Annotated in this window: 18 protein-coding genes and 1 tRNA gene; 13 read left to right on the forward strand and 6 right to left on the reverse strand. The window is 35.8% G+C overall.

Translation table 11 applies throughout. From position 1 onward, the window contains the following. The 13 genes from HRU49_RS10425 to HRU49_RS10485 form a co-directional block, all read left to right on the forward strand. The coding region (locus HRU49_RS10425) for a cyanophycin synthetase (RefSeq protein WP_296356881.1) at positions 1–374 on the forward strand (374 nt) is incomplete at its 5' end. After that, entirely contained in the window at positions 375–1,616 is a 1,242-nt protein-coding gene (gene mraY / locus HRU49_RS10430; RefSeq protein ID WP_296356884.1) for a phospho-N-acetylmuramoyl-pentapeptide-transferase, read from the forward strand. Next, on the forward strand, positions 1,616–2,947 hold the full coding sequence (murD, locus tag HRU49_RS10435; RefSeq protein ID WP_296356887.1) for a UDP-N-acetylmuramoyl-L-alanine--D-glutamate ligase: 1,332 nt from the start codon (positions 1,616–1,618) through the stop codon (positions 2,945–2,947). The genes mraY and murD overlap by 1 nt, the downstream gene beginning before the upstream one ends. 53 nt (positions 2,948–3,000) lie before the next feature. After that, entirely contained in the window at positions 3,001–4,200 is a 1,200-nt protein-coding gene (locus HRU49_RS10440) for an FtsW/RodA/SpoVE family cell cycle protein (protein ID WP_296356890.1), read from the forward strand. After that, a complete protein-coding gene (gene murG, locus HRU49_RS10445) occupies positions 4,200–5,297 on the forward strand; it encodes an undecaprenyldiphospho-muramoylpentapeptide beta-N-acetylglucosaminyltransferase (RefSeq protein WP_296356892.1) in 1,098 nt (365 codons plus the stop codon). The genes HRU49_RS10440 and murG overlap by 1 nt, the downstream gene beginning before the upstream one ends. Next, the gene (gene murC / locus HRU49_RS10450) at positions 5,294–6,646 is read left to right on the forward strand and encodes a UDP-N-acetylmuramate--L-alanine ligase (RefSeq protein WP_296356893.1); all 1,353 of its coding nucleotides are present in this window, start codon (positions 5,294–5,296) and stop codon (positions 6,644–6,646) included. The genes murG and murC overlap by 4 nt, the downstream gene beginning before the upstream one ends. A gap of 28 nt (positions 6,647–6,674) precedes the next feature. After that, positions 6,675–7,355: a cell division protein FtsQ/DivIB gene (locus tag HRU49_RS10455; protein ID WP_296356895.1), complete on the forward strand. Its 681-nt coding sequence runs from the start codon at positions 6,675–6,677 to the stop codon at positions 7,353–7,355. Between the two features lie 3 nt (positions 7,356–7,358). Beyond that, positions 7,359–8,693: a cell division protein FtsA gene (gene ftsA, locus HRU49_RS10460; RefSeq protein WP_296356900.1), complete on the forward strand. Its 1,335-nt coding sequence runs from the start codon at positions 7,359–7,361 to the stop codon at positions 8,691–8,693. A 46-nt stretch (positions 8,694–8,739) separates the two neighbouring features. Then, positions 8,740–10,668 (forward strand): cell division protein FtsZ, encoded by a 1,929-nt coding sequence (gene ftsZ / locus HRU49_RS10465; RefSeq protein ID WP_296356902.1) that lies wholly within the window; start codon positions 8,740–8,742, stop codon positions 10,666–10,668. Between the two features lie 148 nt (positions 10,669–10,816). Next, the gene (locus HRU49_RS10470) at positions 10,817–11,269 is read left to right on the forward strand and encodes a GatB/YqeY domain-containing protein (protein ID WP_296356904.1); all 453 of its coding nucleotides are present in this window, start codon (positions 10,817–10,819) and stop codon (positions 11,267–11,269) included. Positions 11,270–11,280: 11 nt separating this feature from the next. Beyond that, positions 11,281–11,354: transfer RNA gene (locus HRU49_RS10475), tRNA-Arg, on the forward strand. A 200-nt stretch (positions 11,355–11,554) separates the two neighbouring features. After that, positions 11,555–12,382 (forward strand): zinc-dependent peptidase, encoded by an 828-nt coding sequence (locus HRU49_RS10480; protein ID WP_296356906.1) that lies wholly within the window; start codon positions 11,555–11,557, stop codon positions 12,380–12,382. Positions 12,383–12,435: 53 nt separating this feature from the next. Next, positions 12,436–13,380, forward strand: coding sequence for a UDP-glucuronic acid decarboxylase family protein (locus HRU49_RS10485; protein WP_296356908.1), 945 nt, complete (start codon positions 12,436–12,438; stop codon positions 13,378–13,380). Positions 13,381–13,459: 79 nt separating this feature from the next. On the opposite strand, the gene HRU49_RS10490 is transcribed toward HRU49_RS10485, so the two are convergent. The 6 genes from HRU49_RS10490 to HRU49_RS10515 form a co-directional block, all read right to left on the reverse strand. After that, on the reverse strand, positions 13,460–14,032 hold the full coding sequence (locus HRU49_RS10490) for a hypothetical protein (RefSeq protein WP_296356910.1): 573 nt from the start codon (positions 14,030–14,032) through the stop codon (positions 13,460–13,462). A 93-nt stretch (positions 14,033–14,125) separates the two neighbouring features. Next, the gene (locus HRU49_RS10495; protein ID WP_296356914.1) at positions 14,126–15,190 is read right to left on the reverse strand and encodes a nucleotidyltransferase family protein; all 1,065 of its coding nucleotides are present in this window, start codon (positions 15,188–15,190) and stop codon (positions 14,126–14,128) included. Between the two features lie 33 nt (positions 15,191–15,223). Continuing rightward, entirely contained in the window at positions 15,224–16,360 is a 1,137-nt protein-coding gene (locus HRU49_RS10500) for a hypothetical protein (protein WP_296356916.1), read from the reverse strand. 12 nt (positions 16,361–16,372) lie between these two features. After that, complete coding sequence (locus HRU49_RS10505) at positions 16,373–16,534, reverse strand: hypothetical protein (protein WP_296356918.1); 162 nt, start codon at positions 16,532–16,534, stop codon at positions 16,373–16,375. A gap of 144 nt (positions 16,535–16,678) precedes the next feature. Further along, positions 16,679–18,925 (reverse strand): T9SS type A sorting domain-containing protein, encoded by a 2,247-nt coding sequence (locus tag HRU49_RS10510; protein WP_296356920.1) that lies wholly within the window; start codon positions 18,923–18,925, stop codon positions 16,679–16,681. Positions 18,926–19,100: 175 nt separating this feature from the next. Further along, positions 19,101–21,342, reverse strand: a 2,242-nt coding sequence (locus HRU49_RS10515; RefSeq protein ID WP_296356922.1) for a T9SS type A sorting domain-containing protein, incomplete at its 5' end; no start/stop codon positions are given.

Consider the following 21,342-nt stretch of genomic DNA (forward strand, 5'->3'; position numbering starts at 1 on the left):
TTATTAAAGGCAAAATGATTTGTGTATTAGGCTGTGGAGGGGATCGTGACCGCACAAAACGCCCTTTAATGGGTAAAGCATCTGCTCAATTAGCTGATGTTTCGGTGGTAACTTCTGATTATCCTAGAACAGAAGATCCAAATATTATAATTGATGAAATGGAAGCAGGTGTTCCAGCAGAATTTTATAATAGAACCATTTCAATAACAGATAGAAAGCAAGCAATAAAAACAGCTTGTCAAATGGCTAGTGCGAATGATATCATTTTAATCGCTGGTAAAGGTCATGAAACCTACCAGGAAATAAATGGAGAACGCTTTGATTTTGATGATTATAAAACTGTACAAGAATTTTTAAAACAATTACAAAAGTAGATGTTGTATTATTTATTTGAATATTTAGAACAACAGTTCCAGTTTCCAGGAGCATCACTTTTTGGGTTCTTAACTTTTAGAGCTGCTGTTGCGATTATCCTATCGTTACTGATTTCGACAATTTATGGTAAGCGCATTATTGAGTTTTTGCGTAAAAAGCAGGTTGGTGAGACTATTAGAGATTTAGGATTAGAGGGTCAAGTTGAAAAGGCTGGTACTCCAACAATGGGTGGAATCATTATCATTCTGGCGACACTAATTCCAGTCGTCTTATTGGCAAAACTCGAAAACATTTATATCATCTTGCTAATTGTAACCACCCTTTGGATGGGAACCATTGGATTTATTGACGATTATATCAAAAAATTCAAGAATGATAAAGAAGGTCTTAAAGGTAAATTTAAAGTATTGGGTCAAGTAGGTCTTGGGCTTATTGTTGGCTTAAGCTTATACTTTCATGAAGATGTTACCATTAAGGAAGAATTACCACTTCAGGAACAACGTGTTCTTCTCGCTGAGAATCCTAATACACCAGATGCAGAGTTATTCGATGTGGCTAAAAAGTCTACTAAAACCACCATTCCATTTCTAAAGAACAACGAATTTGATTATTCAGATTTAATCACATGGATTAGTGATGACTTAGAAAAATATGCATGGATCATTTTTGTTTTGGTGGCTATCATAATTGTTACTGCCGTTTCAAATGGTGCAAATCTCACAGACGGAATAGATGGTCTAGCTGCAGGAACCTCCGCGATTATTGTTTTAACGCTAGGGATTTTTGCTTGGGTATCTGGTAACATTATTTTTTCAAAATACCTAAACATCATGTATATCCCTCAGGTAGAGGAAATAACCATTTACATAGCTGCATTTGTAGGTGCTTTAATTGGTTTTCTATGGTATAACGCCTATCCAGCTCAGGTATTTATGGGGGATACTGGAAGCTTAACCATAGGTGGAATTATTGCAGTGATCGCAATAGCGGTAAGAAAAGAGTGGCTCATACCAATATTGTGTGGGATTTTCCTAGCAGAGAACTTATCGGTGATGATGCAGGTTAGCTATTTCAAATACACAAGAAAAAAATACGGTGAAGGTAGGCGCATATTTAAAATGTCGCCCTTGCATCATCATTATCAAAAATCAGGATATCACGAAAGTAAAATAGTAACCCGGTTTTGGATTATTGGCATTTTACTCGCCATTATTTCCATAGTGACATTGAAGATAAGGTAATGAAGCGCTTAGTGATACTTGGAGGAGGAGAAAGTGGAGTTGGTACGGCACTTTTAGGAAAGCAAAAAGGTTACCAAGTATTTGTTTCCGATAAAGGAAGAATACAAGAAAAGTATAAAGACGTTCTTTTAAATAATGAGATTGAATTTGAAGATGAACAGCACACAGCGTCATTAATTTTCAATGCAGATGTTGTGATGAAGAGTCCTGGAATTCCAGATAAAGTGGCTCTAGTGACAGAACTTCGTAATGCGGCAATTCCAATAGTTTCTGAGATTGAGTTTGCGTCTCAATTTACAGATGCAACGCTAGTGGCCATTACGGGTAGTAATGGAAAAACCACAACAGCATCTTTAACACATCATGTATTATGTGCCGATTTTGATGTGGGTTTAGCAGGCAATATCGGCGACAGTTTTGCGAAGCAAATTAATGATAAAGATCATGAAAATTATGTCCTGGAGGTAAGTAGTTTTCAGCTAGATGATATTCATCAATTTAGACCTAAGGTTGCTGTTATAACCAATATAACACCAGATCATTTGGACCGCTATGATTTCAAATTTGAGAACTATATCGCTTCCAAGTTTAGAATTGTAGAGAACCAAACTAGGGAAGACTACTTTATATATGATGCCGATGATGAGGTCATAACAGAACATATCAAACAGCATCAAATTCAATCTAAAAAACTGCCTTTTTCCCTAACTAAGGTTATTGAAGAAGGCGCCTATTATAAAGACAATAAAATAATAATAACAATAGATAATAATCAAATCATTATGCCAACAGATAACATAACCTTAGAGGGTAAGCATAACATTAAGAATGCTATGGCAGCTTCTACGGTAGCACATTTGCTAAAAATTAGAAAGCAGACCATACGCGAAAGTCTTGAAAATTTTCAAGGAGTAGAGCATCGTTTAGAACACGTACTTAAAATTAATAAAGTACAATACATAAATGATTCTAAAGCGACAAACGTGAATGCAACATATTTTGCCTTAGAAAGTATGGACGCTCCAACTGTTTGGATTGTTGGTGGAGTTGACAAAGGCAATGACTATAATGAGCTTTTTCCTTTCGTTAATGAAAAGGTTAAAGCAATTATATGTTTGGGTCTGGATAATTCAAAATTGTTTGACGCCTTCGGAAATATGGTAGATATCATAGTTGAGACAGGATATATGAGTGAAGCAGTGAAGATTGCTTACAAGATTGCTGAAGCAGGTGATAATGTGCTATTATCACCTGCTTGTGCAAGTTTCGATTTATTCGATAATTATGAAGATCGTGGACGTCAATTTAAAAAGGCTGTACGTAATTTATAATAAGAACGTACTAAGATGAATTAGGAACTCATCTATAAAATTAAAGGTTAAGCGTGCAGAATATTTTTTCACAGATTAAAGGGGATAGAGCTATTTGGGCAATAGCAACACTGTTGGCTATCTTTTCATTTTTACCTGTGTATAGTGCTGCAAGTAATTTGGCCGATTATGGTGAAGGAGGTAATACTTTTTCATTTTTTATTAAGCATTTTGTGCATTTGTCTTTAGGCTTTGCTATTATGTTTGCGGTTCATAAGATTCCCTACAAATATTTTAAGGGGCTTTCAATGATTCTGATTCCAATAGTCTTAGTGCTCTTGTTAATTACAATTTTACAAGGATCAACAAATTCTGAAGGGACCAATACAAGCAGGTGGATTAATATTCCAGTAGTTAATATGTCTTTTCAAACGTCTACACTTGCTGCTGTGGTATTAATGGTGTATGTGGCTAGATATTTATCTAAAATAAGGGATAAGGCCATCTCATTTAAAGAAACCATCATTCCGTTGTGGATGCCTGTGTTTTTGATTTTAATTTTAATTCTTCCAGCTAATCTTTCAACGACGGCTATTATATTTACCATGGTTATTATGTTAACCTTTATTGGAGGTTACCCAACAAAATACCTCTTGGTTATTTTAGGAACTGGTATTATGGCATTGGTGTTATTTGTTATGGTTGCTAAGGCCTTTCCTGAAGCTATGCCAAACCGTGTTGATACCTGGATGAGCCGTATCGAAAACTTTACAGATAAAGCCGATACTAAAGAAGATTATCAAATTCAGCGTTCTAAAACAGCAATAGCCTCTGGAGGAATATTTGGTCTCGGACCTGGTAAGAGTCCAACAAAGTATCTTTTACCGCAATCCTCATCAGATTTCATTTTTGCAATCATAATTGAAGAATATGGGTTAGCGGGTGGCTTGTTTTTATTAGTGCTGTATTCATGGTTGTTATTTAGGATAGTGATTGTGTCTCAAAAGGCGGATACCATTTTTGGAAAGCTTTTAGTCCTAGGTGTTGGATTACCTATAGTTTTTCAAGCTTTAATTAATATGGCTGTCGCTGTAGAGCTGTTTCCAGTAACAGGACAAACCTTACCCTTAATCAGCAGTGGTGGTACATCGATTTGGATGACTTGTCTGGCCATTGGAATTATTCTAAGTGTCAGTGCGAAACGCCAAGAAATTAAAGAAAGTGAAATTTTTGAAGGTGATAATCCTTTAGATATACTAAGTGAAACGATTTAATGTCAAATTATAAATTCATATTATCAGGTGGTGGAACAGGAGGTCATATTTATCCTGCTATTGCTATTGCAGATGAACTTAAGTCGCGCTATCCTGACGCAGAATTTTTATTTGTGGGGGCCTCGGATCGCATGGAAATGGAAAAAGTCCCACAGACGGGTTATGAGATAATAGGCTTATGGATATCGGGAATCCAAAGAAAGCGCACATTAAAGAACTTAATGTTTCCCTTTAAGCTAATGTCTAGTTTATTAAAATCAAGAAAAATAGTACGATCCTTTCAGCCAGATGTTGTTATAGGAACTGGGGGTTTTGCTAGTGGACCGTTACTCAATGTTGCAGCCTCTCAAAAGATTCCTTGTCTTATTCAAGAACAAAACTCTTTCCCAGGTATCACTAATAAATTATTATCTAAAAAGGTAAAAACGATATGTGTTGCTTATGAAGGGTTAGAAAAGTTTTTTCCAAAGGATAAACTTCGCTTAACGGGCAACCCTATTCGTAAGGTGTTATTGGGTGTTAAGGGAAAACAAATTGAGGGTAAGGAATTTTTCACGTTAATTCATAATAAGCATACCTTGTTGGTTTTGGGTGGAAGTCTAGGATCAAGACGAATTAATGAACTTATTGAAGCTAATCTCCAATTTTTTGAAGAGCATAATGTTGAAATCATTTGGCAATGTGGTAAGCTCTATTACCAAAAGTACAAGTGCTATAACGAACTAAAATACGTTCAGGTCCATGCATTTTTGAATAATATGACAATGGCTTATGCGGCGACAGATATAATCATTTCTAGAGCAGGTGCTATATCAGTATCTGAGCTATGTATTGTTGGAAAGCCAACCATCTTTATTCCTTCGCCAAATGTAGCAGAGGATCATCAGACAAAAAATGCTAAAGCAATTGCAGATAAAAATGCTGCAATCTTGATTAACGAAATGGAATTAGATGCGGTGTTTCAAAAACAATTCGCTGATTTGGTCCAAGATGAAAAATTACGTAAGACTCTAGGTAAAAATATAGAAACCCTAGCGCTTCCTAATGCAACTAAAGATATTGTAGATGAGGTTGAAAAATTATTAAATAGTAAATGAGGTTAAGTGCAATAAATAAGGTCTATTTTATTGGTATTGGCGGCATCGGAATGAGTGCGTTGGCGCGTTACTTTGTTGCTAACGGTAAGTCTGTTTCTGGATATGATAAAACTCCCTCGGATATAACCAAAGCCCTTCAGGACTTAGGTGTTTACATACATTTCAATGATGATATTATTAATATTGACCCTAAGTTTTTAAATAAAGATGATACTTTGGTGGTGTACACCCCTGCCATTCCTAAGAGCCACTCAGAATTACACTATTTTAAAACCAATGGCTTTAATGTTCATAAGCGTTCAGTAGTTTTGGGCGAAATTACCAAACAAACCAAATGCCTTGCTGTAGCAGGTACTCATGGTAAGACCACCACTACGAGTATTTTAGGGCATTTACTTCAGGTGTGTGGTGCCCCAGTAACTGCCTTTTTAGGCGGTATTAGTGAGAATTATAATTCAAATGTAATACTGAATGGTACAGATGTTACTGTTGTGGAAGCTGATGAGTTCGATCGATCTTTCCTGACCCTATCTCCAGACTTGGCATGTATCACCTCGATGGATGCAGATCATTTGGATATTTATGTTGATGCATCAGAACTTATTAAATCCTTCAAAGACTTTGCGGAATGTATCAAACCAAACGGTAAACTATTTATAAAAAATGGATTACCGCTTGCAGGAATAACATATGGAATTGAAGATGATTCGGACTATAGTGCTAACAATGTAAAAATTGAAAACGGTTGTTATGTGTTTGATTTTAAAACACCGAATGGATTATCAAGAGATTTCAAATTTAACCTACCCGGTAGACATAATTTGTCGAATGCAATAATTGCCTTGGCGATGGCTGACGATTTTGGTTGCCCTCACAACCAGCTCGCCAAGGCTTTAGCATCTTACAAAGGTGTTAAACGACGATTTACCTATCAAATAAAAACAGATGACTTTGTTTTTATTGATGATTATGCCCACCACCCTGAAGAAATTAATGCAGTACACCAAGCTGTTCGAGAAATGTATCCAGAAAAAAAGGTGTTAGCTATTTTTCAACCGCATTTATTTAGTCGGACGAGAGATTTTGCTGATGAATTTGCTGAAAGCCTTTCTCAGTTCGATGAACTATTACTATTAGACATCTATCCAGCTCGTGAATTACCCATTGAAGGAGTGACGTCTTCATGGTTGTTAGATAAGGTGAAAAGTGAACATAAAAAATTGGCTTCCAAGTCAAATTTAATCGATGACATCAAAAAATCAAGAGCGCAAATTATTTTAACAATTGGTGCTGGTGATATTGGAGAGGAAGTTAAATATATTAAAAAGGCGTTTAGTGTTGCGAATTAATTTTAACTACATAAAAATCATTGGGTTAATGCTTTTAGTAGGAGTATTATTTGCCTTTTCAAAACATCGTAATTCTATGAGGATGGCGTCTGATCCAAACATCGAATTTTTAGGGGAGAGTCAACTTTTTATAACGAAAGCTAATGTTAGTAAATTGTTAATACAAAATCAGAAGCCAGTTTCGGGACAGCCTAAAGAAATTATAGATTTGAACGAGTTAGAGTCTGCCCTAATTTCTAACCCAATGATAAAGAAAGCGGAAGTGTTTATGTCAGTAAATGGTGAGCTTTCTGCAGATATTGAACAGAAACGACCTATTGCACGAGTTAATACTAATGCGTCGTATTATATTGATGATGAAGGATCGTATATGCCTTTGTCGTCGAACTATACAGCACGGGTTCCTCTAGTTACTGGATATATTAAGAAAAATGATCTTAAAACAGTATTTGAATTTGCTAAGATTGTTGATCAAGATGTATTCTTAAAAAAGCATGTCATTGAAATTCGGCAGAATGAGGATAAAACCATTGATTTTAAAATTCGTAAAAGTGATTTTATTGTGCATTTAGGATCCTTAGACATGTTAGAGAAGAAGATAAATAATTTCAAGGCTTTTTATCAAAAGGCTTCGAAGGATAACATATTACAAAAATATTCACTTGTTAATCTAAAATTTGATAAACAAGTCATTTGCACCAAAACGTAAACTATGGACAAGCACAACATTTCAGTAGGTTTAGATATAGGAACCACAAAAATTGTGGCCATGATTGGTCGCAAAAATGAGTATGATAAAGTTGAAATTTTAGGAGTTGGTAAATCCAAGAGTCTTGGTGTTCACCGTGGAGTTGTAAATAACATCACACAAACCATTCAGTCAATTCAACAAGCAGTACAAGAAGCAGAAGCTGCAGCTTCAGAAAAGATTGAAGAGGTAACAGTAGGGATTGCTGGTCAGCATATCCGTAGTTTACAACATAGTGATTATATCACAAGGCCGAATTCGGAGTTGGTAATTGATGAAACTGATATAGATCGGTTAATTAATCAGGTACATAAATTGGTAATGTTACCAGGTGAAGAAATTATACACGTCTTGCCTCAGGAATTTAAAGTTGATGGTCAAGCCGAAATTAAGGAACCTATTGGGATGTATGGTGGCCGATTAGAGGCAAACTTTCATGTTGTAGTAGGTCAAGTTTCATCTATTAGAAATATTGGACGCTGTGTAAAAAGTTCAGATTTAGAATTAGAAGGTATCACTTTAGAACCTTTAGCCTCAGCAAATGCTGTATTAAGTCAAGAAGAGAAGGAGGCGGGAGTTGCCTTAATTGATATAGGAGGTGGTACAACAGATTTAGCTGTTTTTAAAGATGGTATTATCAGACATACGGCAGTGATTCCTTTTGGTGGTAATGTAATAACCGAGGATATTAAGGAAGGTTGCTCAATTATAGAAAAACAAGCCGAATTACTGAAAATTAAATTTGGTTCTGCATGGCCAGGGGAGAATAAAGACAATGAGATTGTTTCTATTCCTGGATTACGTGGTAGAGAACCTAAAGAGATTACCCTAAAGAATTTATCAAAAATTATTCATGCCAGAGTCGTTGAGATCATAGAGCAGGTTTATGTAGAAATAAAGAACTACGGGCATGAAGAGCAAAAGAAAAAGCTAATTGCCGGTATTGTACTAACTGGTGGTGGAAGTCAGTTAAAACATTTAAAGCAATTAGTAGAATATATTACAGGAATGGATACCAGAATAGGCTACCCTAATGAGCATTTAGCAGGTGACAGTGATGATGATATTGCAAGTCCATTGTTTGCTACTGCCGTTGGCTTAGTGATGGATGGCTTAAAACGTCAGGATCGAAAAATTATGGATGATACCATTGAACAAGCTGGTCATAATGCTGCTACAGAAGTAAATGCTCAAGAAGAGCATGAGGAAGTTGTGGCAGAACAACCTGTAAAGGTAAGGCGTTCATTTTTAGATAAGCTGACTGAGCGTGTCAAAGAATTTTTAGATAACGCGGAATAATACATTAATTAATCAAGAAATATAGAATCCCAAAATCTCAAAAAGTATGAGTATTAGCAACGAATTTGGAAACATCTCATTTGATTTGCCAAAGCATCAATCTAATGTTATTAAGGTTATTGGTGTTGGAGGTGGAGGCAGTAATGCTATCAATCACATGTTTCAACAAGGTATCAAAGGTGTTGACTTTGTGATCTGTAATACGGATGCACAGGCACTTCAAAATAGTGGTGTTCCAAATAAAATTCAACTTGGAGTTAACCTTACGGAAGGACTTGGTGCAGGAGCAAATCCAGATGTTGGTGAGCAGGCGGCTGTTGAAAGTATGGAAGACATAAGACGCATGTTAGACACGAATACCAAAATGGTATTTATCACTGCTGGAATGGGTGGTGGTACGGGTACAGGTGCAGCGCCAATTATTGCTAAAATGGCTAAGGAATTAGATATTCTTACCGTTGGGATTGTAACTATGCCTTTTCAGTTTGAAGGTAAAATGCGTAATGAACAAGCTCAACGAGGTATTGAAAATCTTCGTGCACACGTAGATTCATTGATCGTTATAAATAATAATAAACTTCGAGAGGTTTATGGTAATCTAGGATTTAAAGCTGGCTTCTCTAAGGCAGATGAAGTATTGTCAACAGCATCAAGAGGTATAGCAGAGGTCATAACACACCATTATACACAAAACATCGATTTACGTGATGCCAAGACAGTGTTAAGTAATAGTGGTACGGCCATAATGGGTTCTGCAACCGCTTCTGGTCAAACGAGAGCGCAAGAGGCAATTATGAAAGCGTTAGATTCGCCATTACTCAATGATAATAAAATTACTGGAGCCAAAAATGTACTGTTGCTCATCGTATCTGGTTCTCAGGAAATTACTATTGATGAGATTGGTGAAATTAATGATCATATTCAGACTGAAGCAGGTCATGGTGCTAATATTATTATGGGCGTAGGTGAGGATGAGTCGTTACAGGAATCAATTTCGGTGACTATAATAGCAACAGGATTTGACATCGATCAGCAGAATGAAATTTCAAATACTGAGACTAAGAAAGTCATACACGCACTTGAAGACGATGTTACTGAAGAGGTAAGTACGCAAGAAAGAGATCCAGCGATTATCACGCCAGATATCGTCTTAGAAGAAAAGAAAGAGGAACCGATTGTAAAGCATCTATTGGTTGATGAAGAGGACCTGGAGATGCAACCGGAAAATAGGATGGACTTAATTGAAACTACAGATGTATTGAAAGATATGAATGTAGTGTATGAAGAAGTTTTGGATTCTAAATCTAAAGACGTTGTAGCGTCTGATGATTTTATTATCACACCAATTGAAAATAAGGCAGAAAAGATTGCTGTAGAACCAGAAGAAGAACAGATAACATTAACCTTTGACTTACCAATTTCTAATAGCGAGCCTGAAACTATAGAAGAACCAGAATCAGGTGAGGAAAAGATACTTTTTAGTCTAGATGATGAGGTAAAAGATATAGATGTTAATGAGCCTGTAGAAATTATTACAGTTACAGAAGTTAATGAAGAAGGGGAGACTAGATATGCTTTAGGTGATTTTGAAACCTTTGAGTCTTCAATAAATGCCAACTCAGAGGATACCGAAGTAAAAGAGGAGGTTGTTTTTGAAAAGAAGATACTTTCTGTTGAAGACAATCAAAAGGTGGTTGAGGATGATATTGATCCAATGAATAGTCCTATTTCAGAACTTATTAAGGCACGTGCCAATGAACGCAGAAAGCATATGAAGGATTTTAACTATAAATTCAATAATGCTAAAATAGATGAAATCGAAAAGGAACCTGCTTACAAACGACAAGGTGTTAATCTAGAGGATGCTCAGCATTCTTCGGAAACCAACACGTCTAGAATGTCCGTCGGTACAGATGATAACGACGACATCCAACTTAGGAATAACAATTCATTTTTACATGATAACGTAGATTAATAGCAGATTTAAGTTAGGTGTTTTACGCCATTGTCAAGCCCAAAATGTACCTCTAGCGTTTTGGGCTTTTGTTTTTATGGCTAAGGTATATTTTATGTACGCTTAAACTTTTTTAAGTATCTTCGCAGTTCACTAAACTGAGGATAAAATGAGCTTACAAGACGATGTTATGGCTGCAATGAAAGTAGCCATGAAGGAAAAAGATCAAACGGCTTTGGCGGCTTTAAGAGCAGTTAAATCTGAAATTCTATTGGCTAAAACAGCATCTGGTTCTGCGGAGGAATTAACTGAGGAACAAGAAATAAAGATTTTATCTAAAATGGTAAAGCAACGTAAGGATAGTGCTGCTATTTTTTTAGAACAAGATAGAAAAGATTTAGCCTTACCTGAAATTGATCAAGCCGAGGTAATTAGTCAGTTCTTACCTGAGGCACTAAGTGAAGAAGAGATTGAAAAAGTGGTGGTTATGACCATTGATCAGATTGGGGCAGAAGGTATGAAAGATATGGGTAAGGTTATGGGTATTGTTTCCAAAGAGTTGGCTGGTCAAGCTGATGGAAAAACCATTTCAACTATAGTTAAGGCAAAATTGATGTCTTAACATTCTTAATTGGCCTCGTAGTTCAACTGGATAGAATATCAGATTTCGGCTCTGAGGGTTGGGGGTTCGAATCCCTTCGAGGTCACAAATAAATGCTTTTAAAATAAAAAATGCCAAGCTCGCTTGAGCATTTTTTATTTTAAAAGATTTTCAAAGCCTAACGCAAAAGAATGCGACAGTAATACTTTGTGAAGCGTTTTGTTTAACAATAAAGGATTACGAAATATCTTTCCTTATATTTAAGTATAATCTTTAATTTACCTGCAGAAAGCCCAATCACTAATAATGGACCCAACGTTAAAGCTGATTTTTTTAACCATCTTTTTTATAGGAATGGCATTAGTCATTCTAAGCCGTTTTTATGTGTTTTTTGAGCAACGTTATGCCTTGCGTTCGTCGAAGCCTTTTTTTAGAGATTTTGTCTTGCGAAGACAAGATGTTACCAAGGATCAAGAATCTATATTGAGACGAGAATTTACTTTTTACAATAAGCTCGATCAAAGAAATAAAGTCATTTTTAAACATCGCTTGGCGCGATTTATTCAGAGGAAGACTTTTATTGGAAGAGATGGTATAGAAGTAACAGAAGATATGCGGACTTTAATTTCAGCAACAGCAGTGATGCTAACTTTTGGATTTAGAAACTATACTTTAGACCTTTTTGATAAGATTGTTATTTATCCACAGCCTTATTTCTCAAAAGTAAATGAGACCTATCATAAAGGTGAGGCCAACCCTATGTTGAGGACTATTGTTTTGTCTTGGGAAGATTTTGAACGAGGCTATCATATTGGAGATGACAATTTAAATCTAGGAATTCACGAATTTGGGCATGCCCTACATTTAAATGCTTTTCAAGCTGGAGACGTGAGTAGTATCATTTTTAACCATGGTTTTAATAAGCTCATGAATTACTTGCAGCATAATTCAAATGTGAGGCAGGAATTAATCGCATCTAAGTATTTTAGAGCTTACGCATACACTAATCACTACGAATTTTTTGCAGTCTTACTTGAAAATTTTATAGAAACCCCTTTAGAATTTAAGTCGCAGTTCCCTGAGTTGTATCACCATATGCAGATCATGCTTAATTTTAAATTTGCAGGCTATTAAGTCTTAAAAAAATAAAAGCTTATTTTTAAACGTATTTTGTATTAAGAGTATTTATGAAGAAAATATTAGTTACAGGTGGTGCAGGTTTTGTAGGATCTCATTTGTGTGAACGCCTTCTCAGTGAAGGTAATGAAGTTATTTGTTTGGATAATTATTTCACGGGTTCTAAACGTAACATTGAGCATTTAATGGATCACCATTACTTCGAATTGGTCCGTCATGATATTACCAATCCATATATGGTAGAAGTTGATGAAATTTATAATCTAGCATGTCCTGCCTCCCCAGTACATTACCAATATAATCCGATTAAAACGGTTAAAACTTCTGTAATGGGAGCCATTAACATGTTGGGATTGGCCAAACGCGTAAAAGCAAAAATTCTTCAAGCTTCTACGAGTGAGGTTTACGGTGACCCTACCGTTCATCCGCAACTAGAAACCTACTGGGGCAATGTAAATCCTATAGGGAGACGCTCCTGCTATGATGAGGGCAAACGTTGTGCAGAAACCTTGTTTATGGATTATCACAAGGAGAATAATGTGAAGATTAAAATTATACGTATTTTCAATACCTATGGCCCTCGAATGCATCCTCAGGATGGACGCGTCGTTTCTAATTTTATTGTTCAGGCCTTAAAGGGTGATGATATTACAGTTTTTGGAGATGGTACGCAAACTAGAAGTTTTCAATATGTCGATGATTTGGTAGAAGGTACATGCCGAATGATGAATTCTCGTGATGGCTTTATCGGACCGGTTAATATTGGAAATCCTAATGAATTTACAATGTTACAACTGGCAAGAGAAGTCATTGATTTAACAGGATCTACATCTAAAATTGTCTTTCTACCATTACCAAAGGATGACCCAATGCAACGTCGTCCAGATATAAATTTAGCAAAGCAAGAATTAAATGGGTGGGAGCCTGAAATTCAATTGCGAGAAGGTCTGCAGTTAACCGTCGATTATTTTGATGGTTTATTAAGGAATCACTAATATAATATGACTCGTGTTAAACAAAAAGGGTTACAATGCATAGTATTGTAACCCTTTTGTTTAATTTTAATAGATGTAATTATAAAGCAAAAATTGCCTGTATATGTGTTTGGTAATGGTTATTATCTAATCCACTGTCTGAATGGTCAAAAGCAAATTTTCCAATCACTTGAGCTCTTATTCCGAAGGTTTGTCGTCTGTTTAACCAAAATAACACACCACCACCCAGATTCATAGAGATATTGGTGTCGTCAATTTTAAAAAATCCAACACCAGCATTAGCGTAAAAATCTATCCAATCTGCACTTGGGAAAAGATGTTTGCCAAAATAGTATTTGGCATGCGTATCAAAAGATAAATAAGTATAGTCTTCTTGTAACTCAATACCATCAATTTTATCACCCTCAGCAAAGGAATTTAAGGTAAACGCTTGTTCAATGGATAAACCAGAAGTCCAAGCCAATTCAACACCCAAAGAAATGGGAACATTGATTGCCCAGTCTCCCATGCCGCCAAATGGTGAACGTGTCCCTTGACTATTAACAGCGTTAAGACCGACGCTGGCAAACCATTCTTTATCACTACTACTTGCCTGTCCAAATGAATTTAAAGTTAGGGTGATTAGAACTGTAAGTAAAAGTAATTTTCTCATGTATAATAGTTTATAAATTTAAATCAAAGTTAAGCTTTATGCTTGATAAAACAAATAATGTGGGAAGGGAATCAATCAAAAGTACAAAAAATATTAAGAACCTTTTAAAATAGTTACAAAATGTTGGTATATACGTTTTCTATCGGCCAAGAATTCTTTTCGGTAAGCTTTATTATATAAAAATAAAGGTATACGATTGGTTATAGATAATAGATAGTTGGTTATTCTTAACAAGGCATTCCAAAAGCGATAGAATTTTAGATTTTTAAGCTTAAAAAGGTAAAAAGAACTTTTAATATTATACTTTATCGTTGTATTTGGTCTGATTTCTTTAAAAAATATACTTAAAACCCTGAAATAGTTTTTAATGGTATTATTTTCTTCAAAATTTAAATGTAGAGTACGTTTTTTGAGTAAGGTAATAGTATCAAAAGACGATCTAAAATTAAGACTATTGTATAATTGTCCTTTGTCATTTATTTGGTAATTTAAAATATTATGTCTTAATAGATGCTGTTCATTTGGAATATAAAATTGATTTATGTTCGTTTTAGTTTTAAGAATATTAGCATTTTCAAGTGCTACATCTTTATGATTGACAAAAAGCTTACGATGTAATTCTACAGCACAAATATATTTCTCAGTGGTTAGTCTTGGCAAATGTTTATGTTCGGAAAATTTATTTCCGAAGGTTTGCTCAATTGGATTGTAGCCTTCTTTTATAAATAATTCAAAGGTTTCATCTAGTTGGTTTAAGTCAATCAGAATATCAATATCACCAATCATACGTTCAGCAGGATCTTCAAAAATATGTGAGGCCAATAGGGCAGCCCCTTTTAAAAATACATGGTTAATGTGATTCTGATCTAACAAATCAGAAATCGATTGCATCTGATTAAGAATCGATGAATTTCTATTTCTATTTAATTCTGTTATGTTTTCTAAATAGCTTAGTAAATCCGCTGGTAAAACGTGGAGTAATTGTTTTGATTGCAGCCTGCAAAAAATAGCGGGTAAAACCAAGTGCTTACTTCCCTCTTTAACGATAACATCCCAATTGAATGCTGGTTGACTCAAGGTGGATTCTAAGGTAGATGTATCACTATCGTAACTGAGGATATCCGCAATGTGTTGGTAAGTTGTTGCTAAATTCTTCACTGCAATTCGTCCTTTAACGTAAATATAAGGATATTATTTATGGTCTAGTGTCTTGAAAAGATGCGATATGGTATCCACAACGCTGGCGGTGTCACTGTAGTACAATTGATACAAGGCAATGGATTGCAACCAGTCTAAGAGCTGCTTCGCATGTTTTGGATTTGGAGACAACCAAGATTCACTAATTAAAACCTCTAAAACCGTTTTAATGTCTGTTTTTTCTAATTCCGTTTCGCTATTGGCCGAATAGTTAACCATAATTATGGCGCTGCAGGGATATTGGTTGTCTTTAGGCTTAGGAAATGGAATATACTTTAAGGCCCCTTTTGTTGTATTAAAGGATATGGTGGCTAAGTCGTCTAAATTTTGAATATAGGGTTTTAAAACTTTAAACGCTCCCGACTTTACAGACACTGCTGAAGGATTATAGTATAAGTTTTGATTATCGCATCCCAAAGGTGTAACGTCATCTGCTAAAATATAAAAGCCATGACTCGCCAATAAGGAGCTTAAGGTGCTCTTTCCTTTACCAGAATTACCAATCAATAGTATTGCATTTATACCATCTGTAATGGTAGAACCGTGAAATGTGGCCAGCCAGTCCGAAGCCTTCTTATCATGAATGGTATTAATGATTTCAAATATAAATTTACCTTGAATGAAATGATAGTCTTTTTTATAAGAAGCCTTTATCAGCGCTTTATTTTTGAATAGACAGAGATCGTTGTTTTCAAGGTATATATCAAATTGGGTATCCGCGCTATGTTTTTTATGAGTGACTTCCAAATAAGCTAAAGCAGGGTGAAATAATTGCTCAACCAATTGAGAGTCAAAATTGACTTCTATGTATTTGCCAGAAATAAGGTAATGCCTAGAAATTTTTTGGTTCGCAGGATTGTAGTCGTAGTGGCGCTCATTTGCGTCAGATACAACGGTATTACAATGTTCTAAATATTGAAGGAGCGCACTACCAATCTGCTTTAAATTCGACGCCACTGATTTTAATTGAAGTGTTTGTTGAAATTCTTCAATATCTTTTGACTCTAGATATGCGTCAAGTAGTGCTTTAAAATGTAGACTTACAACACTGTAATTATTAGACTTGGCATACCACAATACCCAATCTTCACCAAATTTATATGCATAAGTTGGCGCTAGGTCGTTATTCAATGTAAAAAAAAATTAATCGAATGGATTTCCACCTGCATCTGGTGGAGAAGTCGATTGTGCTTTCAATGGATTTAAAATCACGAAAGTACCTACAGCAGTTAGTGCAGCATACTTGCCCATTTTTTTTATGGCGTCTTTACGAGTGATTTTTTCGGTATGGGTTTTCTTACTCATCTAGGACTTATTTGATTCAAAAATAATAAAATAATTCATTATTTTTCTTATTAATATGTGGTTTCTTTAAAATAAATAATCAAAACCTAAGAACATATTTTTTCATTTAGCTCATAATATTCTTAGGCTTATGATATAGTGATTTTACTTTAATATAAACTTCTCTGCTTTAGAACTTTGATTATTGCTTAATTCAATAATATAAAGGCCTGAACTTATGGTGTTTAAACCGATGGACTGCGTATTCAAATTTTCATTTAAAATAGTGCTATTTACTAATCGGCCTTGAATATCGTATACTCTAGCCATGGTGCCTTTTTCAACGTTTCCTGAGATATTGATGGAACGACTAGTTTGGTTGGCATGGATTAAAATGTTGTCTAAATTATTTTCTGGTGTGGATAAAGCACTGTTTGAAAATCTCAGATAGAAACGTCCTGTTCCAGCTAAACTTGTTGTTGGTGTAATCACGTAATCACTAGAATTAAGCAAAGTAGATGTGTTGGCATCTGCATCATCGAGATAAACTTCTATTGATGTTGGTAATGTACTTTCAGCAATGCTAAAGGTCAGTTGTTCACCCATATTAGCATTGACACCTAGTGCAACAGTAGTGTCATTATAATCTACTTTTCCTAATGCTTGAGTTGCAAAAGGTACATTCATATTGTCTTGTACCAAATGCGAAAATAAGGCAAATGCTGGAGCCACACCTCCAATTAAACTGGCATCATAACCGGGATCTAAGCCAAGGCCAGATGACGGTGTAAAGTAAATTTTCGTTATAAAATCTTCACTAGAATTACTGAGACTGATATTGACGTTGGTCGTTGTTGCAAGCGAATTTCTACCAACTATAAAGTCGTCTTGATCTGATGTTATTCTCATGTCTGGTGAACTTGTTTTAAATTCAAGCGTCCCACCGGTAGAGTTTGAAGCTACAAAGAAGGCCTGTCCGGGTGCAATATTTAAGCTTGTGTTTTCAAGTAAACTAATGATGGTGTAATCGTCTGATGATGTTCCGTCTGTACTATCATTATAACCATAAATTACTTGGGCACTCCCATCTAAAACGCCCGCATTCTCAGTTAAAAAAGCTTGTGCATCTAAATAAGACGGGTATGGATTTCCAACTAAATTTAAAATACTTGCAGTACCTTGATCTATGGCTACTTGAACTAAACTGGTATTTACTGTTCCGTTAAAGGTCACAAAATTAGAAAGTGCTGTAGCATCAATACCAGTTCTATAGCCTTGACCAGCAGCCAAAGGAGTGGTGGCAGTATCAATCCATAATTCATAAGGATTTATATCATTATCGTTATCAAAACCACCAAATAATACCTCAGGTCCAATAGGATTGGATAAAATATTAGGGTTATTATCAAAGAAGGTGTTAAAAGCTTGTCCAGAGAGCGGTGCACTTATTAAGTCGTTACCATTAACTGGGTCATTACTATTTACATAACGACGATAAGAGGCAATACCTGAATATGAACCGTCTATAATTAGACTTGAAAATATTGTAGAAGTAGAATTTAAGATAACATCACCCGTAAATCCGCTTTGGGCATCAATAGAAGCACCAGGTACAACAACAGCCTTATTTATAGTTACAGCACCTGCTGCTACAGGTTGATTAGCAACATTTGGAATGTATATATTTTCTGTTGAAGCAGGTAGTCCTTCAGACCAGTTTGTTCCATTTGACCAACTGGTATCTACACCAAGCCAGGTGTTTGGATAACTACGTGATCCTGAGTATGAAAAAGATCCTGTTCCGGGATTGCCTCCTCCAACACCGTCTCCTATAGCTTCGTCTGAAGAGAACATATTAGACCCTCCGTCATTTGGATTTCCGTATGTGATTACAAAATCAAAATTATCTAAATTGGTCAACCCAATTTCGCTCCAGTCAAAAGAGAATAAAAAAGATGCATCAGTATTTAATGTAGGATTACCTACACTATCGATAAAGTTTAAGCCATTATCTCCAATAGATCCACTGGAAGGAATTTCCCATAAACCACCAAATCCTGTATTAATTGCGATACCATGGGTTGCTTCAAATCCTGCTGGAAATGAAATATCTCCCGACCCATTGTTGGAGATTGCTCTTCTGTTGGAATCTGCCGTATCGTTAACACTGCCGTCAATGTTGGACCTACCTGAGGAGCCGTTGGCAATATACATTACCATAGTATCATTAAAATCTCCTGCCCCTTTAGTAAAATTTACGGTAATTGTAGTGCCGTCATCATCAATATTTATACTGGCATTTCCAACTGGGCCTCCAAATCCGGTATTCCCATTACCAGAGTAGTTCACTTGGGCGTTTAGTGTAAATGTGGTGCAGACTAAAGTTAAGAGACATAAGTAAAAATTTTTCATAAACGTAAAATTTGATTTTTGAATAAATGTAATGACTTTTTTATATAAATATTTGCGCAATCGTTTGCGTGTTGATAAATTAAATTAGTCAGTATAGGGAGAATATCAAATAAAGATATAAAAAAAACGCATTCTCAACAAGAATGCGTTTTTGAATATGTGTAAATTCTAATATCTACCGAAGGATAAGCTTTTCAGATTTTCTTTGATTGTCATGACTCAACTCAACGATATAAACTCCTGCATGTAATGCGTTACCATCAATGCTATGTAATGTTACATTAGAAGATAAGACTTCAGTTTTTACGAGTCGTCCTTGAATGTCATAAATTTTAGCCATTGTTCCCGCTTCGATCTGACCAGAAATGTTAATGGTACGGTTAGCTGGATTGGTATAGATTGTAATATTATCCAAGTTATTTTCAGGTAGTGATAATGCACTGTTTGAAAATCTTAAATAAAAGCGTCCTGTGCCATTTAAATTTGAGTCCGGTGTAATGATATAATCTGAAGCATTAAGTAATGTTGATGTACTCGTAATAGTATCATCTAAATACACCTCTATCTCAGCAGGTAAGGTACTTTGAGCAATACTAAAGGTAAGTTGTTCACCCATATTGGCATTAACACCTAAGGCAACGGTGGTGTCATTATAATCATTCTTACCAAGAGCCTGCGTTGCAAAAGGAACATTCATATTGTCTTCGACCAAATTCGAGAATAAGGCAAATCCAGGGGCAACACCACCGATTAAACTGGCATCGTAGCCAGGATCTAAACCAAGACCAGAGGATGGTGTAAAGTATACTTTAGTGATAAAATTATCACTAGCATTGGTTAAACTAATATTAACATTAGTGATGGTAGCAGCCGCGTTTCTTCCTACAATAAAATCATCTTGGTCTGAAGTAATTCTCATATCAGGTGAGCTCGTTGTAAAGGCAATATTACCGCCGGTGCTATTTGAAGCTACGAAGAACGCTTGTCCAGGGGCAATGTTTACGCTTGTGTTTTCAAGTAAACTGATGATGGTGTAATCATCTGAAGACGTTCCATCGGTACTATCGTTGTATCCATAAATCACCTGTGCACTTCCATCTAAAACTCCAGCATTTTCTGATAAAAAAGCTTGGGCATCTAAATACGAAGGAAAAGGATTCCCTACTAAATTTAGAATACTTGCAGTACCTTGATCAATTGCTACAAGTACTTCCGATGCATTTACAGTACCCTCAAAGGATACAAAGTTTGCCGAGGCTGCAGTATCAATACCAGTTCTGTAACCTTGTCCAGCAACCAAAGGTGTGGTGTCTGTGTCATTCCACAATTCAAACGGATTAACAGCGTCATCATTATCAAAGCCACCAAAGAGAACTTCGGGGCCACTAGGGTTGGATAAAATATTAGGGTTATTGCCAAAGAAGGTATTAAAGTTCTGACCAGAAAGTGGCGCACTAATTAAGTCGTTACCATTAATTGGGTCATTACTATTCACATAACGCTCATAGGCTACTGTTCCTGTTACAGTACCATCAACAATTAAACTAGAGAATGTCGATGAAGTCGATTTAAGGCCTAAGGTATTAGTTCCTAAGGTCACACCTGAATTCACGCGAACAGCAGCTCCAGGTAATATGTTTACATCATTTAATGCAGCATCTGCAGCAAAAGTAGCAGTACCATCAATAACAATAGCATCAGAAGCACCAGTAGAATTGTCTGGATCCATTGGGCTCCATGCACCACCAGTGTACACTAAGCCATTAAATAAACCGGCAACTTTAAAATTATCTACACCAAAATAATCACTTCCACCATCAAATTGTGCTCTTACCTGTAAGCTCACCCTTTCTGTTCCATTAGGAATGTTAACCATTACAGTTCCTTCAAGGTTCTGCTGATTGCAACCGTCGCATAAAAACACTTCTGCTTCTGGTGAAGCATCGAAATATACTATATAACTCAATTCGTCACTAGAACTATTAAATCCGTCAACTTCATAATCAAATGATAAGACTGAACTTGAAAAATCACTCACATTTATTGAAGAAAAATCAATTGTTCCTACATCTGAAGTACCACAGCCAGTTGCTCCGTTCAAGTCTCTTCCACCAAAGAAATCACCTGTACTATTAGGAACTGTGATACTACCTAAACTACTCACAACGTTCCAAACATCATTTCCAGAATTACATGCCGCACTATTCTCTTCTGGTGATGTTGTATAACTCCAAGACGGACTAGTACCATCAAAATCTTGAAGAGCAATTGTCGTTAATGCAGGTGCCACTTCGTCATCAACTATAGTTACTGTATGTTGACTAATATCTAAATCTGCTGTACCAGAGGTCACCGCTAAATTTAAAATTAAAGATTCATCCTCAAAGCCAGCATCATCATTGATATCTAATGAGACA

The sequence above is a fragment of the Winogradskyella sp. genome, assembly GCF_013213975.1.
Taxonomy (GTDB): domain Bacteria; phylum Bacteroidota; class Bacteroidia; order Flavobacteriales; family Flavobacteriaceae; genus Winogradskyella.